This is a genomic window from Bacteroidota bacterium (assembly GCA_016706865.1).
Taxonomy (GTDB): domain Bacteria; phylum Bacteroidota; class Bacteroidia; order Chitinophagales; family BACL12; genus UBA7236.
Genome location: JADJIS010000002.1, coordinates 1,040,230 through 1,058,667, shown reverse-complemented (window position 1 = coordinate 1,058,667; position 18,438 = coordinate 1,040,230). Strand labels below are relative to the sequence as shown.

Sequence of the window (18,438 nt, the reverse complement as noted above, 5' to 3'; positions counted from 1 at the left end):
AAATCTCTAACCAAAAGAATCTTCGCAATGATTCCAATTCTTCGTTACCTCAAAAATTAATTTTATACTGCACCGTAAAATTCCTCGGCGGGTCATATTTTGCAGGCCGTAAAGCATACATTCTGTTGAACATATTTTTTACAAGAAATTGCACTTTTGAATTTTTGGTGATAGTATATCCTACTCTGGCATCAAAGATCCAATCTCCTTGTAAATGATCTTCCCGATATTCGTTAATTCCGGGAATGAAGGAGATATAAATGGCATCCAGATTTTCCATTAAGCTGTAATAATTAACATCTGCACCAAAAGAAAATTTTTTAACCGAATATTGCAGATCCATGCGTATCATGTGACGGAACCTATACTTTAATACAGATGCTAAAAAGACACTATCAGTTGATTTAGCAGTAAATCCTTCCATAAAATTTTTCATGAAATTTCCTACATCGAGATTACTGGAATCGCCCGCAAGATCTGCAGGATAGATATAATTATATCCTCCCGAAAAACTTAAATTATTTCCAAAAACAGAAACATCACCATTGAGGGTAAGTTCAACACCTCCAATTCTTGCCCTTGTTGTATTCTGCGATTTAAATCCCGGGCCCTCCCCAGGATAAAAATTAAAACTGAACTCCGTCATCTCAAAATAATCGGTCACATAAAAAGCAATATCCGCGTAACCTTTTAAATTATCTCCTGCAAAAGATCTTTTAATTCCAAGTTCCGTGTTCCATCCGTATTCTGCAAGCAGATCAGGATTTGGAAAAATTGCCAATGACCCAAGATTTGAATGCGCATATTTCTCCACCAAACTCGGAAAACGATAACCTTGCCCGAATGACAATCTGATATTTGTTAATCTCCCAACCTTATAATTTAATCCCCCTTTAAATATCGGAACGGCAGAACCTGCAATAGTATCTAATTGATAAAATTCTTCCCGCATTCCGATATTCAATATCAACTTATCAAATAATTTTTTATCTAATTGCACATAACTCCCTCCTGAAAAACCGGAGTGAATTCCCAGCTCAAAATCATCCACATTAAAATAATATCCTGTAACTCCAAATGTTAGAACAATGTCTCTGCTGAACTCACGGTGAAACTGGTAATCGAAATTCAATAAATATCCGTTTCCTCCAGTGGTATCCGTATAATCAACATTATTATTATAAAAACGCATTTTAAATTTATGCGAGTTATCATGTTTATCAAAATAATTTAACCAGGGATCTATCGACAACCATTTGAATTGCCAATTTAATAAAGTGGAGGTACTAGTATCCACATATCCCTGAAAAGGTAAATAAGCACCTGTATCAGCGCCCTCCCATAAAAAAAATAATCCCTCGCGATCCGACATTACATTACCATTTATTCCCCAGGATATTTTATCATTATTTTGAGGATGAAATCGCGTTTTCCAATTTAACCTTGCCCGATTGGAATATTGTCCTAATAAGTAAGAATTATTATCCGAAATATGTCCTCCTAAAACAAGGTCCATTTTTTCAAATTTCTGCCGGTGCGAAAAATTAATTCCGGTAAAAGTCGGATTATTATCATACCAGGTTGCCGGAGTAAAACTTGGATTATCATATATTCCGTGATACATGGTAATACTGCTTTCAGGCGTGGTGGTTGGCCATGCAGTGCGAACAGTAATTACACCATTTAATGCACTGCTTCCATATAATACAGAGGAAGCACCTTTAATAATTTCAATTTGCTCCACATTTTCGATCGGAACAAAATTCCACTTTGCATCTCCCCTATCCGCTGCCAATAAAATTTGATCATCAACCACCAACATCACCCTGCTTCCGGCTCCATAAGTAAATCCCGTTCCACCCCGAATATTCGCCTGCTCATCCATCATATAAACACCCGGAGCTTTTAAAATGGCATCAGATAAATTTGTAGCATTTGTTTGAGTGAGCATTTCCTTTTTTATTACTTCAATGCTCATTGTTTCCTCGGTAAGTTTTTTTTCATATAAACTTCCGCTTACTACATAAACATCGAGCAACACAGCCAATGGAAGCATTTGGATATTGTATAATAATGTTTGGCCATTATTTATTTCTAATGAAAGTGTGCTTTGCTCAAATCCTATATAACTGAATTTAATTGTAACCAATGTATCAGGAAGAAAAAGATTATAATTTCCATTTTCATCCGAAAGAGCAACCTCAATATTATTTGCTGAAATATTTACACCAATAAGGGCTTCACCGGTATTTTTATCAGTTAATTTTCCCATAACTGATTGTGCTGAAATAAATTCAGTTGTAAAAACAAAACTCAGCAAAAAGAAAAAGGTAATAGGTCTCATTCGCGAAAATAAATATAGAAATTATTAATATAAATTAATCGCACAATAATAATTGCTGTGTAAACTATATATAAAATTACTTTTTATTTAACCCCATACTCACTCAACCACCAGCAATACATCGCCATCACACTTGCTCCCATATGTAACTCTCGTTTATTTACTTTATCAAAAGTATCGTTTGCCGTGTGATGCAGGTCCATATATCGCTGCGAATCCGGTCTTAATCCGAATAATAATGTTCCGGCTTCGCCCATTGGCCCAATATCAGTACCACCATGACCTACAGAGAAATCATACACTCCATAATTTAAAAATAATGGTTTAATTGCATTTAAAGCTTTTGTATTATGCTGGAAAACAGAATCAATACTGATTCCTCTTGGCGAAAATCCTCCCGCATCACTTTCCAAAGCTGCAATATGTTTTTCAGTTTTGTTATTTTTTACATATTCACCATACGTTTTTCCTCCCATATTTCCATTTTCTTCATTCATAAATAAAACGCATCGAATAGTTCTTTTAGGTTTCATATTTAATGCCTTTAAGCTTCGAATAACTTCCATACTTTGCACACACCCCGCACCATCATCATGCGCTCCTTCTCCAACATCCCAACTATCTAAATGTCCACCCACAACAATTATTTCATTTGGAAATTCAGAGCCCGTAATTTCACCAATTACATTATATGATTTTACATCGGGAAATTTTTTACAATTCAGCACCATTTTAAATTTTGCCGTTGGATTCGTTTTTAATGCCGCACTTAATTCATCAGCACCCATAGTGGAAATGGCCACACAAGGAATCGGATTACCGCCATTGCGAAAACCTGTACTTCCTGTATGTGCATATTCATCATGCGCACTGCTCACACTTCGGGTAATAGAAGCGATAGCACCCATTTTACTTGCCTCCTCCGGACCATACCACCTGTAAGGCCCTGCCTCACCATATCCGTCAAATCCTCCTATCACATTCTGAGGGAAAATATGGTTGAAAAAAACAATTTTTCCTTTGATAAAATCGGCACCTAACTTTTTCATTTCTTCAAAATCACTCACCTCCACAACTTGCGCCGTTATACCTGCATCCGGAGTGGCAATGCTTCCGCCCAATGCTAAAATTTCAAACTGGCCATATCCCAATAATTCGCCGTATTCCTTTTGACCCCGTTCCCAATGTGGCACCATTACCTCCTGCAGCCAAACCTTATCAAAACCGGCAGCCTTCATTTCCGCTTCACCCCAACGCACAGCCATATCGGCTTGAGGAGAACCACTTAACCGGTGACCCACATTTTTACAGAGATCATGCAACTGGTCATAAGCATCACCATTGAGCATTATTTCATCGAAAATTTTTCTGAATGCCACACTATCCGCATTTTGAGCGAATGCGTTAATGGAAATACATGTAGCCAATAAGAATAGAAAAACACTTTTCATCGAATTAATTTTAATTTTGGAGCGAATATAATGAACTAAGTTATTATAATACAGTTTTAACAAATGGTAAAAGGGTGTTCTCTTAACAATTCAGGTAATATTACAATCCTTTATTTTTCGAATGTATCTATCCTTTAAAAAACACAATTTTACATTATTAAAATATTAAAATGAAATATAAATTACTCGGCAGAAGCGGATTAAGAGTATCAGAAATATGTTTGGGCACTATGACCTTCGGCGAAGAATGGGGTTGGGGAGCAGATCAAACTGAAAGCAAAAAACAATTTTTCACCTATTTGGAAAATGGTGGAAATTTTATTGATACAGCTAACAGATATACAGAAGGAACAAGTGAAAAATATCTCGGTGAATTTATTAAAGAAAGCAATCAACGCAAGGAAATAGTTCTTGCTACAAAATATTCTTTAATTACAGATAGAAGTTCCGGATTAAACCAGAGCGGAAACCACAAAAAAAATATGGTGCAATCGGTAGAAGATAGTTTGAAAAGATTACAAACCGATTATATCGATGTGTATTATTTACATGCCTGGGATTTTACTACTTCCATTGAAGAAGTATTAAGAGCAATGGATGATCTCGTGCGACAAGGAAAAATTTTGTATGTAGGCATTTCTGATACTCCTGCATGGATCGTTTCGAGGGCAAATGCCATTGCGGAATTTAAAGATTGGAGTCCTTTTATCGCTTTGCAAATTGAATATTCTCTTTTGCAGAGATCAGTAGAACGCGATCTTATTCCTATGGCAGAGGCATTAGACTTGGGTGTGGTTGGATGGGCACCAATTGCCGGTGGAGCGCTAACCGGAAAATATTTAAATGCGAATGAAGATGCAAAAAGATTAAAGGAAAATAGTGTTCGATTAAGCGAAAAAAATCAGCAGATCGCAAGAGAAGTTGTAAAAGTGGCAGAGGAATTAAATTGTACTCCGGCACAAGTCGCCATTAAATGGGTGATTCAAAACGGGAAAAATAATATTCCAATTGTTGGCGCTCGTAATTCTGAACAATTAATAAATAGTTTGCGTGCAGGTGAAATTGAAATTCATGCTGATCAATTAAAACGATTAGATGAAGTAAGTAAAATAGACCTCGGCTTTCCACATGAATTTTTAAAAGGGGAAGGAGTGCAGGATATTTTATTTAGTGGTAAAAGTGCCGGTTTGGAAAAACGCAGAAGTTAAATAAATAGATCTTATCAATGTTAGGGAACAGATTTTCAAAATTTGAAGAAAAGGATAAAACAACCTTCGAAAAACTTTTCGAATTGTTGCAGGAGTTGCTTATTTACACAAGCGGTGACCTTACGGAAGCTTTGGATTGGCTGAATCAACTGGATAGAAAATACAATCTGACCACACCTGAATATGGCATGGGAGATTTTATTCAAGAATTAAAAGACAGAGGTTTTATAAAAGAAGAAAATGAAGACGGTGGAGTTATGCGCATTACATCCAAAATGGAACAAAGCATCCGCAAAAATTCTTTGGATCAGATCTTCGGTAAATTAAAAAAATCACCGCATGGAAATCATAAAACATCCTTTACCGGCACCGGCGATGAAAATTCCACCGACAGAAGAAATTATGCTTTCGGCGATACGCATGAACAAATTGATTACAACGAATCTATAAAGAATGCGCATATCAATCACGGCATAGGAGAATTTAGTCTTGATGAAGATGACCTTGTTGTTGTAGAAAAAGAATACAAAGCACAAACTTCCACGGTGTTAATGATCGACATTTCTCACTCCATGATATTGTATGGGGAAGATAGAATTACCCCTGCAAAAAAAGTTGCCATGGCATTGAGTGAACTCATCAAAACAAAATATCCAAAGGATACTTTGGATGTAATTGTTTTTGGAAATGATGCATGGCAGATAGAAATAAAAGATATTCCTTATTTACAGGTTGGACCATATCACACAAACACAGTTGCAGGATTAGAACTTGCGATGGACTTGTTGCGCAGGAGAAAAAATCCGAACAAACAAATTTTTATGATCACGGATGGAAAACCGACTTGTATTATTAAAGACGGAAAATATTATAAAAACAGTTTCGGACTGGATCGCATTATAGTAAATAAAACTTTAAATCTTGCCGGACATTGCAGAAAGATCGGAATTAAGATCACCACCTTTATGATAGCGCAGGATCCTTATTTGCAGCAATTTGTTCAGGAATTTACTGAAACAAATCAGGGAAAAGCTTTTTATACTTCCCTAAAAGGTTTAGGAGAATATATTTTTGAAGATTACGAAAGAAACAGAAAAAGAAATATGCGATGAATTTCACCAGTAAATTAATAGGGTGAAAATAATTTAATTAAATAAAGAATTTAAAATGCAAATTGAAAAAATAAAGACCTTCGGCGAATTAAAAAAATCGGGATATCAAAGTCTAACTATAAAACAGGAACTTAGAAAAAATCTTATCACAAAACTTAAGTCAGGTGATAAATTTTTTGATGGGATTCACGGATTCGAACATACCGTAATTCCTGATCTGGAGCGAGCGATATTATCACGACACAATATGATTTTATTGGGTTTGCGTGGACAGGCAAAAACCAAGATCGCACGTTTGCTAACAACGCTTTTGGATGAATATATTCCGGTGGTGGAGGGAAGTGATCTCAACGACGATCCATTTGCACCTATTTCCGTGTATGCCATTAATAAATTAAAAGCGGAGGGCGATAATACACCAATCAGCTGGATGCACCGAGATGCACGATATACAGAAAAATTGGCAACCCCTGATGTAAGCGTTGCCGATTTGATTGGAGATGTAGATCCAATTAAAGCCGCCAACCTCAAATTAAATTACAACGATGAAAGAGTGATTCATTTCGGATTAATTCCGCGTTCGCACAGGTGTATTTTTGTGATAAATGAATTACCCGATCTACAGGCAAGAATTCAGGTTGCATTATTTAATATTTTGCAAGAGGGTGATATTCAGATACGCGGATTTAAAATAAGATTACCGCTTGATATTCAATTTGTATTTACTGCAAATCCCGAAGATTATACAAACCGCGGCTCTATTGTAACGCCGTTAAAAGATAGAATTGAAAGTCAGATACTCACACATTATCCAAAAGACATTTACATTTCAAAAATAATTACAACGCAGGAAGCAAGAATTATACATGCGCAAAATGAAATTGTAAAGTTGAACGATCTTAGTCGCGACCTGATAGAGCAACTTGCATTCGAAGCACGCAACAGCGAATTTGTGGATCAAAAAAGTGGAGTTAGTGCTCGTATGACCATTACCGCAATGGAAAATTTAATTTCCAATGCCGAACGCCGCGCTTTAAAAAATAAGGATGCTCAAACTTATATTCGTGTTAGCGATTTTTGGGGAGTAATTCCTTCCATCACCGGAAAAATAGAATTAGTATATGAAGGGGAACAAGAAGGACCTTTTATTGTTGCAGTAAATTTAATTGGAAAAGCGATAAGAACACAATTCACAAATTATTTTCCCGCACCGGAGAAATCGAAAAAAATACCTGTTAAAAAAACTGAAAATCCTGCGGCTACAAAACGCGTAAATATTTACCAGGAAATTGTCGATTATTTTAATGAAGGCAATAAACTGGATCTGTTCAACGATCTGAATAACGAAGCTTATCACAGTGCGCTGCTTTCCATTCCCGGCTTAAAAAGACTGGTGGAAAAATATTATCCGAAGGTGTCGGGGGAAGAAAAATATTTTCTGATGGAATTTGTTTTACATGGCCTTGCCGAGTATTCACTCCTTAGCAAACATATTTTGCAGTCAGGAGTCCAGTTCAGCGACTTGTTCTCCAGTATGTTCACAAACAATGAGTTAGATGGTTTAGAGGAGGAGGATGACTTCAAAATTTAGTTGAATTCTTGTAACCTTTAAAAAATTTACACGTTTAAACAAACTAGAACCCGGATAGGAAAGGTGTTGCCGGTGGTTAAAAACTGTTAATCAGGATATCCACAGCACAAAATTTTTGAAATCCGGAAAAAATAAATATATCTTTACATGCTCTGACAACAGCCTATGCGTAAAATTTACACAACACTATTAGTTTCTGCGATGTTTTTCAGTTTTCATTCAGCATCTGCTCAATCTGAGTACATTGCGGAAGTTGAAGAAACAGTGGCTATTTACCCTAATCCTGTGAAAAGTTTCGCCACAATAAGCTTTACTTATCAGAGTATTGACAGGATAAGCATTATGAACATAGTGGGCAGAGAGATCAAAAGCATTACCCCTGAAACAGGCAAACAGGAAGTTAAAGTGAGTTTGGTTGATCTTCAACCGGGAGTTTACTTCCTGGCGGCCTATTACCAGGGAAATACCCTCATTACCAAGAAATTTTTGAAGGAGGACTAATTTCCTCCAAAACCTTATATAAAGCGGCTTTGTCCGCTTTTTTTTATGCCATTCAATGTCATCCGTGAAATGTACCTTAACTTCGCCATCAATTTCGAAATTTTTATAATAACTACACTATGATAAAACAAAAAGTGAAATTTACAATTATGGCCGTTGTGCTTTTTTTGGCAACAGCTGTAAAACCCGCTCAGGCCTCCAGTTTCCCAGATGAAGGAATGTGGTTGGCAAATCTTGTTCGTCAACTTAATTTTGAATACCTGAAACAACTGGGTTTACAACTTTCTGCAGATGATATCTACAATACTGAAAATGCAAGTTTGAAGGATGCCGTTGTGCAACTCTATCAAGGTGGAAGTGGATTTTGCACGGGAGAACTTGTTTCTCCGAACGGATTGCTATTTACTAACCACCACTGCGGTTTTGATGCAATAGCCTCACAGTCGACTCCAGATCGAAATATTATTGATGACGGTTATTGGGCAAAAAGTTATGCAGAGGAACTACCAATTCCGGGATTGGCCATTCGTATTCTTCAAAATGCATTTGAAATTACTGACTCGATCGTACCTTTTGCGGAGGGATTGGATCCGGCTGCAAGAAGAACAGTGGTTACTGAAATTCAAAACAGAATTATAGCAAGATATGCCGAACAGGGTTTTGAAGCAGAAGTAAAATCCATGTATTATGGCAATCAATATTTTGTTTATTTATATAAAGTTTACAATGATGTGCGTTTAACCGGAGCACCTCCTTCCTCAGTGGGAAATTATGGTGGAGATACTGACAACTGGATGTGGCCTCGTCACACAGGTGACTTTAGTATTTTCAGAGTATATGCGGATAAAAATAATGATCCTGCCGAATACAGCACCGACAATGTTCCATACTCACCAAAAAAATATTTAAAGGTTTCTGTTGCAGGATATAAAGAAGGGGATTTCACTATGATAATGGGTTTTCCCGGGTCAACGGAACGTTATCTTACAAGTTACGGAATTGAAGAGGTAATGAACGAAAGTAATCCTGCACAAATTGATGTTTTCGGAACAGCAACAGAAGTGATGAAAGCAGAAATGGATAAAGATGAAGATGTTCGTATTCAATTAGCTTCTGATTATGCGCAATTAATGAATGGCTTAAAATTATATAAAACGCAATTAGACGGTTTAGAAAGAATGGATGCTGTTTCTATTAAAAAAGAATATGAAACTGAATTCATGAAATGGGCAAAAGCAGAAGGCAAAGCCACGGAAGATAAATACAAAACAATGTTTACCAATTTCGACAATGCTTATAAATTAATGAGCACGGTAAGCAAAGAATTTTATTATAAAATATATTCCGTTGTTTTAATGCCAACGGGAAATTTTGCTCTCGATTTTAATCAGGTAGAATCGCTATTTGGTGAAGGCGCTTTAACCGGCGATGAAAGAGCTGCAACTATAGAAGCAATAAATGCTTCAGCAGAAACAATGTGGGATGGAATGCACTATGATACGGAAGTAAAAAAAGTTAGTGCTTTACTAAATATGATGTATACTAAATTACCTGCAGATAAATATCCTCAGGTTATGAAAGATATTTTGGCAGATACAAAAGGTGCAACACCACAGGCGAAATTTGATACATGGAGTAAAAATGCATTTGCAAAATCTGTATTTACATCCAAAGAAAAATTAGATGCCTTTTTAAAAGCGCCAAGTGAAAAGAAATTGAAAAAAGATCCTTTATATAATTATTATATTGCATTATATACGGATGCGCAAACAGCAGGTTCTGTTTTCCGTGCAGCAAATACAGAGATCGGAAAATTAGAACGTGAATTCACAGCAGCAATTTTGAAAAAAGATCCAAAAAAATCTTTTTACCCTGATGCAAATTCCACTATGCGCTTAACATACGGCACAGTGCAGGATTATGAAGCAAGAGATGCCGTTCATTATCACTGGCAAACTACTATTGATGGTGTAATTGAAAAACGCAACAATGCCGATCCTGAATTTATTGTTCCTGATAAATTATATAATCTTTATCAAGCAAAAGATTACGGTAGATACGCTGATAAAAACGGAACTGTTCCGGTTTGTTTTCTTTCCAATCTGGATATTACAGGCGGTAACAGCGGAAGTCCTATCATGAATGGAAAAGGTGAATTAATAGGTCTGGCATTCGACGGAAATTATGAAGGTACACCCGGAGATTATATTGTTGATCCAGCTATGAATCGCACGATATCTGTTGATATACGTTATGTATTATTTATTATAGATAAATATGCAGGCGCAACCAATCTTATCAAAGAATTGGATATCAAAAATTAATACTAATTAGATTTAAAAAAACTCCGGCCAAAACCGGAGTTTTTTTATTTTAATTCCTTTGTTTATTTTTATACTGCATCTGAAAATAAACATATGAGAACACTCAGCACATTCTTTTTGTTTTTCCTGCTTATAACTACCCTATCTCTTCAAGGTCAGGTTCAATGTGATAACGATACTACCGGAAATATTCCCCTCGTTGATCTTAAAACTGGATTTTATCTTGGAACATATCAGGGCGGATTATATCCCGGAGGAAAAAATAAACCGCCAAAAACACATCTCAAAAAAGGGCTTCAGATCTCTAAAAGCATTAAACCTCTCGACAGTTTGGGTAATGTAAATTATGCTGAAGGGAAGATCATATTTGCAGGATTTGGAGGCTCCACTACAGGAGAACCTTTCAATCACCTGGTGGAAATTGTTCAGGATGATCCTTCCATCAATCCCTGTCTGATTTTATTGAATGCAACCAATGCAGGAGAGGGAATGGAAGGAATGACCCTCGACAATCCAAATTACTGGGATATTATTTATGAAAACAGGTTGGAGCCGAAAGGAATAACTCCCGAACAAATTCAAATTGCCTGGTTGTTTCAGGGCTCTCGTGCTGATACCATTTTTGATATGCCAGGATACGGAGATGCAATTAAAGATCGTATTCAGGTTACTTTAAGCAGTATGTTGGTGCGATATCCCAATTTAAAGCTCGTTTATGTGGCTAGTCCGTATTATGGTGGATATGCAGATCCAACCTACGAAATGTATAAATCTATTCACGAGCCCGGTGCTTATAGGTGCGGATTCGGATATAAATGGGCAATGGAAGCCCAAATCACAGGCGATCCGGATTTCAAATATATGGCACCCGGTAAAGTAATGCCTTATATGATCTGGGGACCATATACCTGGGCCGACGGAATTAATCCAAGGAATTACGATTCACTCTATTGGAATTGCGAAGTCGATTATTCCACAGATGGAGGAGGGTTTCATTTGAGCGGTTCGGGAAAAGATAAACTTGCACATATTTGGAACGACTTTTTCAAAACGGATACCCTTTCGGAGATATGGTATAACGATGGGCCAAAATGGGTGAGTTGTGGCGAAGGTAGATTAGCTGACGGAACTATATTTTCATCCCCTCAAATTGAGCAGACTGAATTTATTATTTATCCAACAGCAGGCAATGGAATTTTTACAATTACAGCACCGGAGGATGAAAAAAAATATTTTATCAGGGTCTATAACAGTATGGGAGAAATGATCTGGTTCTCAGAAAAGGATATGGACAATATCACAACAATTAATATTACCAATGAACCATCCGGAACATATTTCTGTAAGATCAGCAATGATGATCTATATTTTATAAAACAACTGATCATCACCAAATAACACCATTTACAATGTTTTATTGGTTGCTTATTGCAGATTTTTATTCTGCAAACCCTACCTTTGTGCCGGCATATTTAATTAATCTAAAAACAAATAAATACAATGAAACGCAATGGAACTGCCGTTTGGAACGGAACAGGAAAAGAAGGAACAGGACATGTATCAACACAATCTGGTGTATTAAAACAAAGTCAATACTCTTGGTCGACCCGGTTTGCCGATGGCATAGGAACCAATCCGGAGGAATTAATTGCAGCGGCGCATGCAGGCTGTTTCAGCATGAAACTGAGTTTTGTTTTGAATTCGAAAGAACTTACTCCTGATGAAATTAATACCACATGCACAATTACTTTAGACAACGGGGCAATAACAGAATCGCATTTGGAGGTAACGGCAAAAGTGCCCGGAGCAACAACCTTATCGTTTGCAGCAGCAGCAGAGGAGGCAAAATTAACTTGTCCTGTTTCTAAATTATTGAACACTACTATCACTCTGAACGCCACTTTGATCGAATAATTCTTTTATCTTTCCGTATTAATAATTTTATCCCAACAAATTATGCGCATAACTATATTAGGAGCAGGCAATATTGGTCTTGCAGCGGGAACAAAATGGAAGGCCAAAGGTCACGATATCACTTTTGGTGTGCGTGATACACAAAGCCAGAAAGCATGGAACGCAATGAATATTGGTGCAAAGGTTACCACATTTCAGGAAGCGGTAGAAAATGCCGAAGTTGTTTTAGTCGCAATTCCTTTTGGTGTTGCCGATGAAGTAATAAAAAGTATTGATGTGGAATGGGAAGGAAAGATCATTATCGATGCTACAAACCCTGTTTCTGCAAGCACTGAACCCTTTGAATCGGCTGCAGAAGCAATTAGTGCATGGACAGGTAATGGCGAAGTGGTAAAAGCATTTAATACCACGGGAGTTTCCAATTTGATAAATCCTGTTTATGATGGCAAGGCTATTGAAACTTTTATTTGTGGGGAAGATATTTCTGCCAAACAAATTGTCTCCGTTCTCGCCGAGGACCTCGGTTTTCGCGTAACCGATATAGGAGGAATTGAAAATGCCGTAATGCTCGAAAATCTTGCAAAACTTTGGGTTACCATGGCGTATAAATTGGGTAAGGGACCGAATTTTGCGTTTACGATAGTTGAACGGTAAAAAAAATTGACAATTGACAATTGACAATTGACAATTTTTTACTTTGAGGTGGGATTATAATTTTCCTTTCTGATTGGAAGTTTTTTTTCGTGAGGCGTGAAGCGTGAATCGTGAGTTTAGTTCTTGGTAGGTTGTTAGATTTTTCTCCAATTAAAAATTTTAGTTAAAAGGTACCAATTAAAGGCAAGCCTTTAAATGAAAGTTAGTGAGGCTCTCACTTTTTCAGTGAGGGCCTCACTAAATGAGTAATGAGTTATGAGTAATGAGTGCGCCCACCTAAAATTTACGTTTAACTTTCTATTTGTAATCACATTTTAAATCCGAAGTAGACCAGACTCACGATTCATACCTCAAGATTCACGAATGTGGTTGGTGAACTGACAACCGCGGTACACACAACCCTGGCGCAGTGGCAAGCCGGACTCACGCCTCACGATTCACGATTCACGATAAGATCGCCTCCAAATCACTAACCCAAAAATTAAGGAAACAAACCACAATATAACCTCAATCAAGATCGGGTTGCTGTTGTAGCCGAATAATCCTTTGAAGAAAACGCCGATAATTCCTTTGTCATTTAAAATATGAATGTATTCATCCTTATCCTCGGTTTGACGATACCAGGTGCCGGAAGGATCTTCTGATTTTGTTTTTGGTTTGAAAATATCGTAGACAACTTCTTCTTCCTCTTCTACTTCAGGAGTAGGATTTGAAATCTGATATTCAGGAGAAACTACTTCTTCTGCATGTTCCTTTTTTTCTTGCTCTTCAAAATATTCTCCCATTTCATGTGTTCCATAAGCCATCATCCCTGCTGCAAAAAATACAAGTAATAAGGATGTGTATTTAAAAAATGGACGAAGCTGAATTTTTTTGCCTTGAATAATTATTAAATATCCAATTAATACTGCTATTAAAATCCCCCCAAAAAAACCACTGTAGGAAAAACTACTATCAATACTTGTACTTGCAACAAGAAATAATGCGGTTTCAAATCCTTCTCTTAGAATTGCAAAAAATACCATCAAAAATATCCCCAAACTCCCCTTGGATTGCATGGCTGCAGTTGTCTGATCAGTTATAACTTTTCTGCTCGCTAGCGTTTTACTCATCCAGAATATTACATAAAATAATAATCCGGCTGTTATATACATAAAAATACCTTCAAGTAAAGCTTGTAATCCTTCTCCGGCTTGTTCCAAAATTTCATAAAGAGCAACTCCCATAATTGCGGATGCAACAACTGCCGCAAAAACACTCAGCCATAAGGTCTTTTTTTGTTTGTGGAGATTATTTTTATCTAAAACAGTAAAAATAATACCCACTATGAGGGCAGCTTCCAAACATTCGCGAAAGGTGATGAGAAACTCGTTCATACTCTTAAATCTTGTTAATTATTTAGAACCATTCTAAACTTATGCAAACATAGCACAGTAACTTTGCAGGAAAAAGCGTTCTTATGCTCACAATAGAATATACCTAAATGTAGGTATAGGGAAAAGAAGTGAACAATATTGCGGCAGAGTGCGCCGGATGTAGTTATTTTGTGAAAATTTTAAATACAAAACGTGAACAATAACAGATTTTTATTGCCTTTGGCCTTTGCCGCTGTGTTAGCCTTGGGTGTGATGATAGGAACAAAAATATCTCCTTTTACCTCCGACAAACCCGGTTATAGGTCGCATGGTGATCCTACGAGCAGAATTGATGATATAGTAAATTTTATCAGCAGCAGGTATGTCGACTCCATTAATGTGGATTCTATAGTGGATGCTTTTGTTGCAGATTATCTGAATGACCCGGCTGCAATTGACGAATTATTTAAAAAACTGGATCCACATTCCAGTTATATTCATAAGGAAGATCTTTCTGCATTTAATGAAGGACTGGTTGGAAATTTTGATGGCGTTGGAATTGAATTCAATATTGTGGACGATACCATTCTTGTTGTTGCAGCAATGAGTGGTGGACCTTCTGAAAGAATTGGAATTAAGGCAGGTGATAAAATGATCATGATAGGTGATTCCATGGTTGCGGGAATTGGAATTACCAGCGACAGGGTAGTGTCAAAATTGCGCGGAAAAAAAGGAACTACTGTTGATGTAAAAATTAAAAGAACAGGTGATAAAAATTTATTGGCATTCAGCATAAAAAGAGATGTAATTCCAATTACAAGTATTGATGCATCTTATATGGTGGATGATGCGACAGGATATATTAAAGTAAATAAATTCGCACAGGAAACTCCTTTGGAATTTGATGATGCCTTGCAAGGTTTGGTAAATCAAGGAATGAAAAATTTAGTGCTCGACTTACGTGGAAATCCCGGAGGATATTTAACGGGTGCTGTGGAATTAGCAGATGAATTTTTAGCAGGCACTCCTTTAATTGTTTATACCGAAGGTAGAGCTGTGGGAAGAGATGAATATCGCGCAGGAAAAAATGGTTTATTTGAAAATGGAAATTTAGTTGTTTTATTAAATGAATATTCTGCATCGGCAAGTGAAATTTTAGCGGGTGCTTTACAGGATAATAAAAGAGCAACAATAATTGGAAGAAGAAGTTTTGGAAAAGGATTAGTACAACAAGTATATGATCTTTCCGATAGCTCTGCAATTAGATTAACTATTGCAAGATATTATACACCCTCAGGAAAAAGTATTCAGCGACCATACACAGATGGTGTTGATGCATACTACGATCAATATGTAAGCATTATGATGAACGGCGGAGAATTACCCGACAGTTTAAAAAATGATAAAAATATGGATTGGGGAATTCACCCTGATATTGCAGTGCCAATTGATACATCACCAATAAATAAAACGGTAAATTATTTATTTAACCGCAGTGTAATTCAACAATTCGGATATTCCACCTACTCCGAAAATCCCGGTGCATTTAATAAATATGCTGATGCAAAAGATTTTGGTGTTAAATATGTAATTAGCGATGAGCAATTCTCTAAATTCGTTAAATACGCATTAGCGCATGATCCCGATAAAGGAGTAACAGAAGCAGAAATTCGCGCCGCACGAACCAAAGTGGAAATAGGAATTAAAGCATTTATTGCGCGACAAAAATGGGGGAATAATGGTTATTATTCTTTTATTAATCAGATAGATGATACGTATTTGGTTGCGTTGAAGAAGTTTGGGGTGGAGTGACAATTTAATTAAAATATATTTCCAACAAAAAAAGCCATCTTTTCAGATGGCTTTTTCATTATTATATTTTTTAAATTTATTTCTTTGTTGCACTTTCAACAGCAGCATCATCAACATCAGTTCCGAATAATTCATCTTCTGATGGTTGGTTTAAAACTTCGTCAACTTTAGCGGCATTTTCGATGGATTCGGATGCACCGGTTTCTACTTGTGTAGAGATAGTATCCATGTTTTCGTCCTCAGCATCTTTAGCCGATTTTCCTTTGCAGGATACAAATATGGTAAGTGCGAGTGCGATGGTCAAATAAGATAATTTTTTCATTTTGATTCGATTTGGTTTAATTAGTATAGTACAAAAATATAAAAAAGTTTAACAACTATTTTTTGCGGAAGAAAATATTGATAGGAACTCCCGACAAAGGAAAGGCTTCTCTCAACTTGTTTTCCAGGTAGTTTTTATACGCTTCGCGGATATCGTTGGGATAATTGGTGAAAAACACGAAAGTTGGCACCGAAGCCGGCATTTGAGTAACGTATTTTATTTTGATGTGACTTCCACGCACTGCAGGCGGATGATAGGAGGCAAGAGCTTCCTGCATCACTTCATTTAATTTGGAGGTGGAAACTTTAGTCTGTTTATTTTCAAAAACTTTAATTGCTTCCTCCATTGCCTGAAATATCCTCGTTTTTTCGAGTGCAGAAATAAAGATTATCGGAACATCGCGAAAAGGTGCAATTTTCTCTCTGATCTTGGCTTCCACATCACGCATGGTATTGGTTTCCTTTTGCACCATGTCCCATTTATTTACCAATATCACTAATCCCTTGTGTTTCCTTTCTATCATCTGGAGAATAGCCAGATCCTGACTTTCAATTCCGGAATTTGCATCGATCACCAGCAAACAAACATCACTATCGTCCACTGCTTTTATGGCACGAATAACAGTATAAAATTCCAGATCTTCTTTTACAGAAGCTTTCTTTCTGATACCTGCTGTATCTATTAAAATAAAATCTTTGTCGAATAATTGATATCTGGTATGGATGGAATCTCTTGTAGTTCCGGCGATATCGGTAACCAGAGTGCGCTCCTGTCCCGTTAATGCATTTAATAAAGTAGATTTTCCTGCATTCGGCTGACCAACAATTGCAAATCGTGGTAATCCTTTTTCCTTTAAAACATCACTGCTATCCGGTTCCTGAATTTGAGCTGCAACGGCATCCAAAATTTCGCCTGTTCCGCTTCCGGTAATGGAGGAAACAAAAAACACATCTTCAAAACCAGCCGCATAAAATTGTGTAGCTTCCAGATGTCGAACGTTATTATCCACCTTATTTACTGCAACAAATACCTTTTTTTTCGATTTGCGCAACATTTTTATTACATCATCATCAAAATCGGTAATTCCGGTAGTAACATCCATCATAAAAATAAGCAGATCAGCTTCATCGATGGCAATTTTCACCTGGCGGCGAATTTCTGTCTCAAAAACATCGCTTGAGCGCGCAACAAATCCACCGGTATCAATCAGATCGAATGTTTTTCCATTCCATTCCACTGTTCCATAGTGCCTGTCGCGGGTAACTCCGCTGATATCATCCACAATAGCCACCCTCTCCCCTGTTAAACGGTTAAATAATGTTGATTTCCCAACATTCGGACGACCAATAATTGCAACTGTAAATCCCACTTTAATTCAATTCTTTTATAAAAAACAATTTCCCGCAATTACAGCCAAAAAGCCGGATAAATCAGCACTTTTTTGCTTTATCTGCGAGAAAACCTGGAGTTGTGCAAGAAACAAAAACTGCATTTCAAAACAGCTTTTTTTCTTAAATATTAAAAAAAATTAGTAGCGGGGACAGGACTCGAACCTGTGGCCTTCGGGTTATGAGCCCGACGAGCTACCAACTGCTCCACCCCGCGGTATATCTTAAAAATGATAATCTATTTCAGAACGAGGTGCAAAGATACGGGGTTTTGGGGAGATTACCTAAATTTTGGATTATTACTGTTTTGGGTTCTGAGTTCTGGGTTCTGAGTTCTGGGTTCTGAGTTCTGGGTTCTGAGTTCTGGGTTCTGGGTTCTGAGTTCTGGGTTCTGGGTTCTGAGTTCTGGGTTCTGGGTTCTGAGTTCTGGGTTCTGAGTTCTGAGTTCTGGGTTCTGGGTTC

Annotated in this window: 14 protein-coding genes and 1 tRNA gene; 9 read left to right on the top strand and 6 right to left on the bottom strand. The window is 37.0% G+C overall.

Annotated features, from left to right (window positions below):
• Positions 1-49: 49 nt before the first annotated feature.
• Together IPI31_07570 and IPI31_07565 are read right to left on the bottom strand one after the other, a co-directional pair.
• Positions 50-2,344 carry a TonB-dependent receptor gene (locus IPI31_07570; protein MBK7567676.1) on the bottom strand — a complete coding sequence of 765 codons (2,295 nt, stop codon included), beginning with the start codon at positions 2,342-2,344 and terminating at the stop codon, positions 50-52.
• An 83-nt stretch (positions 2,345-2,427) separates the two neighbouring features.
• Positions 2,428-3,795 carry a M20/M25/M40 family metallo-hydrolase gene (locus tag IPI31_07565; GenBank protein ID MBK7567675.1) on the bottom strand — a complete coding sequence of 456 codons (1,368 nt, stop codon included), beginning with the start codon at positions 3,793-3,795 and terminating at the stop codon, positions 2,428-2,430.
• Between the two features lie 170 nt (positions 3,796-3,965).
• Between IPI31_07565 and IPI31_07560 the strand changes: the two genes are divergently transcribed.
• The 8 genes from IPI31_07560 to IPI31_07525 all read left to right on the top strand — a co-directional run bounded on the left by IPI31_07560 (position 3,966) and on the right by IPI31_07525 (position 13,099).
• The gene (locus IPI31_07560) at positions 3,966-5,003 is read left to right on the top strand and encodes an aldo/keto reductase (GenBank protein MBK7567674.1); all 1,038 of its coding nucleotides are present in this window, start codon (positions 3,966-3,968) and stop codon (positions 5,001-5,003) included.
• A gap of 17 nt (positions 5,004-5,020) precedes the next feature.
• Complete coding sequence (locus IPI31_07555) at positions 5,021-6,115, top strand: VWA domain-containing protein (protein ID MBK7567673.1); 1,095 nt, start codon at positions 5,021-5,023, stop codon at positions 6,113-6,115.
• A 55-nt stretch (positions 6,116-6,170) separates the two neighbouring features.
• Positions 6,171-7,706, top strand: coding sequence for a magnesium chelatase (locus IPI31_07550; protein MBK7567672.1), 1,536 nt, complete (start codon positions 6,171-6,173; stop codon positions 7,704-7,706).
• A gap of 165 nt (positions 7,707-7,871) precedes the next feature.
• Positions 7,872-8,207, top strand: a complete 336-nt coding sequence (locus IPI31_07545; GenBank protein ID MBK7567671.1) for a T9SS type A sorting domain-containing protein — start codon at positions 7,872-7,874, stop codon at positions 8,205-8,207.
• A gap of 119 nt (positions 8,208-8,326) precedes the next feature.
• Complete coding sequence (locus IPI31_07540; protein ID MBK7567670.1) at positions 8,327-10,531, top strand: S46 family peptidase; 2,205 nt, start codon at positions 8,327-8,329, stop codon at positions 10,529-10,531.
• Between the two features lie 93 nt (positions 10,532-10,624).
• On the top strand, positions 10,625-11,929 hold the full coding sequence (locus tag IPI31_07535) for a T9SS type A sorting domain-containing protein (GenBank protein MBK7567669.1): 1,305 nt from the start codon (positions 10,625-10,627) through the stop codon (positions 11,927-11,929).
• 102 nt (positions 11,930-12,031) lie between these two features.
• On the top strand, positions 12,032-12,445 hold the full coding sequence (locus tag IPI31_07530; GenBank protein MBK7567668.1) for an OsmC family protein: 414 nt from the start codon (positions 12,032-12,034) through the stop codon (positions 12,443-12,445).
• 42 nt (positions 12,446-12,487) lie between these two features.
• Positions 12,488-13,099, top strand: coding sequence for an NAD(P)-binding domain-containing protein (locus tag IPI31_07525; GenBank protein ID MBK7567667.1), 612 nt, complete (start codon positions 12,488-12,490; stop codon positions 13,097-13,099).
• A gap of 437 nt (positions 13,100-13,536) precedes the next feature.
• Here the strand turns inward: IPI31_07525 and IPI31_07520 are convergent, their stop codons facing one another.
• Entirely contained in the window at positions 13,537-14,475 is a 939-nt protein-coding gene (locus IPI31_07520; GenBank protein ID MBK7567666.1) for an FTR1 family protein, read from the bottom strand.
• Between the two features lie 192 nt (positions 14,476-14,667).
• Between IPI31_07520 and IPI31_07515 the strand changes: the two genes are divergently transcribed.
• Positions 14,668-16,266 carry a S41 family peptidase gene (locus IPI31_07515; protein MBK7567665.1) on the top strand — a complete coding sequence of 533 codons (1,599 nt, stop codon included), beginning with the start codon at positions 14,668-14,670 and terminating at the stop codon, positions 16,264-16,266.
• A 76-nt stretch (positions 16,267-16,342) separates the two neighbouring features.
• Here the strand turns inward: IPI31_07515 and IPI31_07510 are convergent, their stop codons facing one another.
• The 3 genes from IPI31_07510 to IPI31_07500 all read right to left on the bottom strand — a co-directional run bounded on the left by IPI31_07510 (position 16,343) and on the right by IPI31_07500 (position 18,193).
• Entirely contained in the window at positions 16,343-16,588 is a 246-nt protein-coding gene (locus tag IPI31_07510; protein MBK7567664.1) for a hypothetical protein, read from the bottom strand.
• Positions 16,589-16,643: 55 nt separating this feature from the next.
• Positions 16,644-17,957 (bottom strand): ribosome biogenesis GTPase Der, encoded by a 1,314-nt coding sequence (gene der, locus IPI31_07505; GenBank protein ID MBK7567663.1) that lies wholly within the window; start codon positions 17,955-17,957, stop codon positions 16,644-16,646.
• 163 nt (positions 17,958-18,120) lie between these two features.
• Positions 18,121-18,193: transfer RNA gene (locus tag IPI31_07500), tRNA-Met, on the bottom strand.
• Positions 18,194-18,438: the final 245 nt, after the last annotated feature.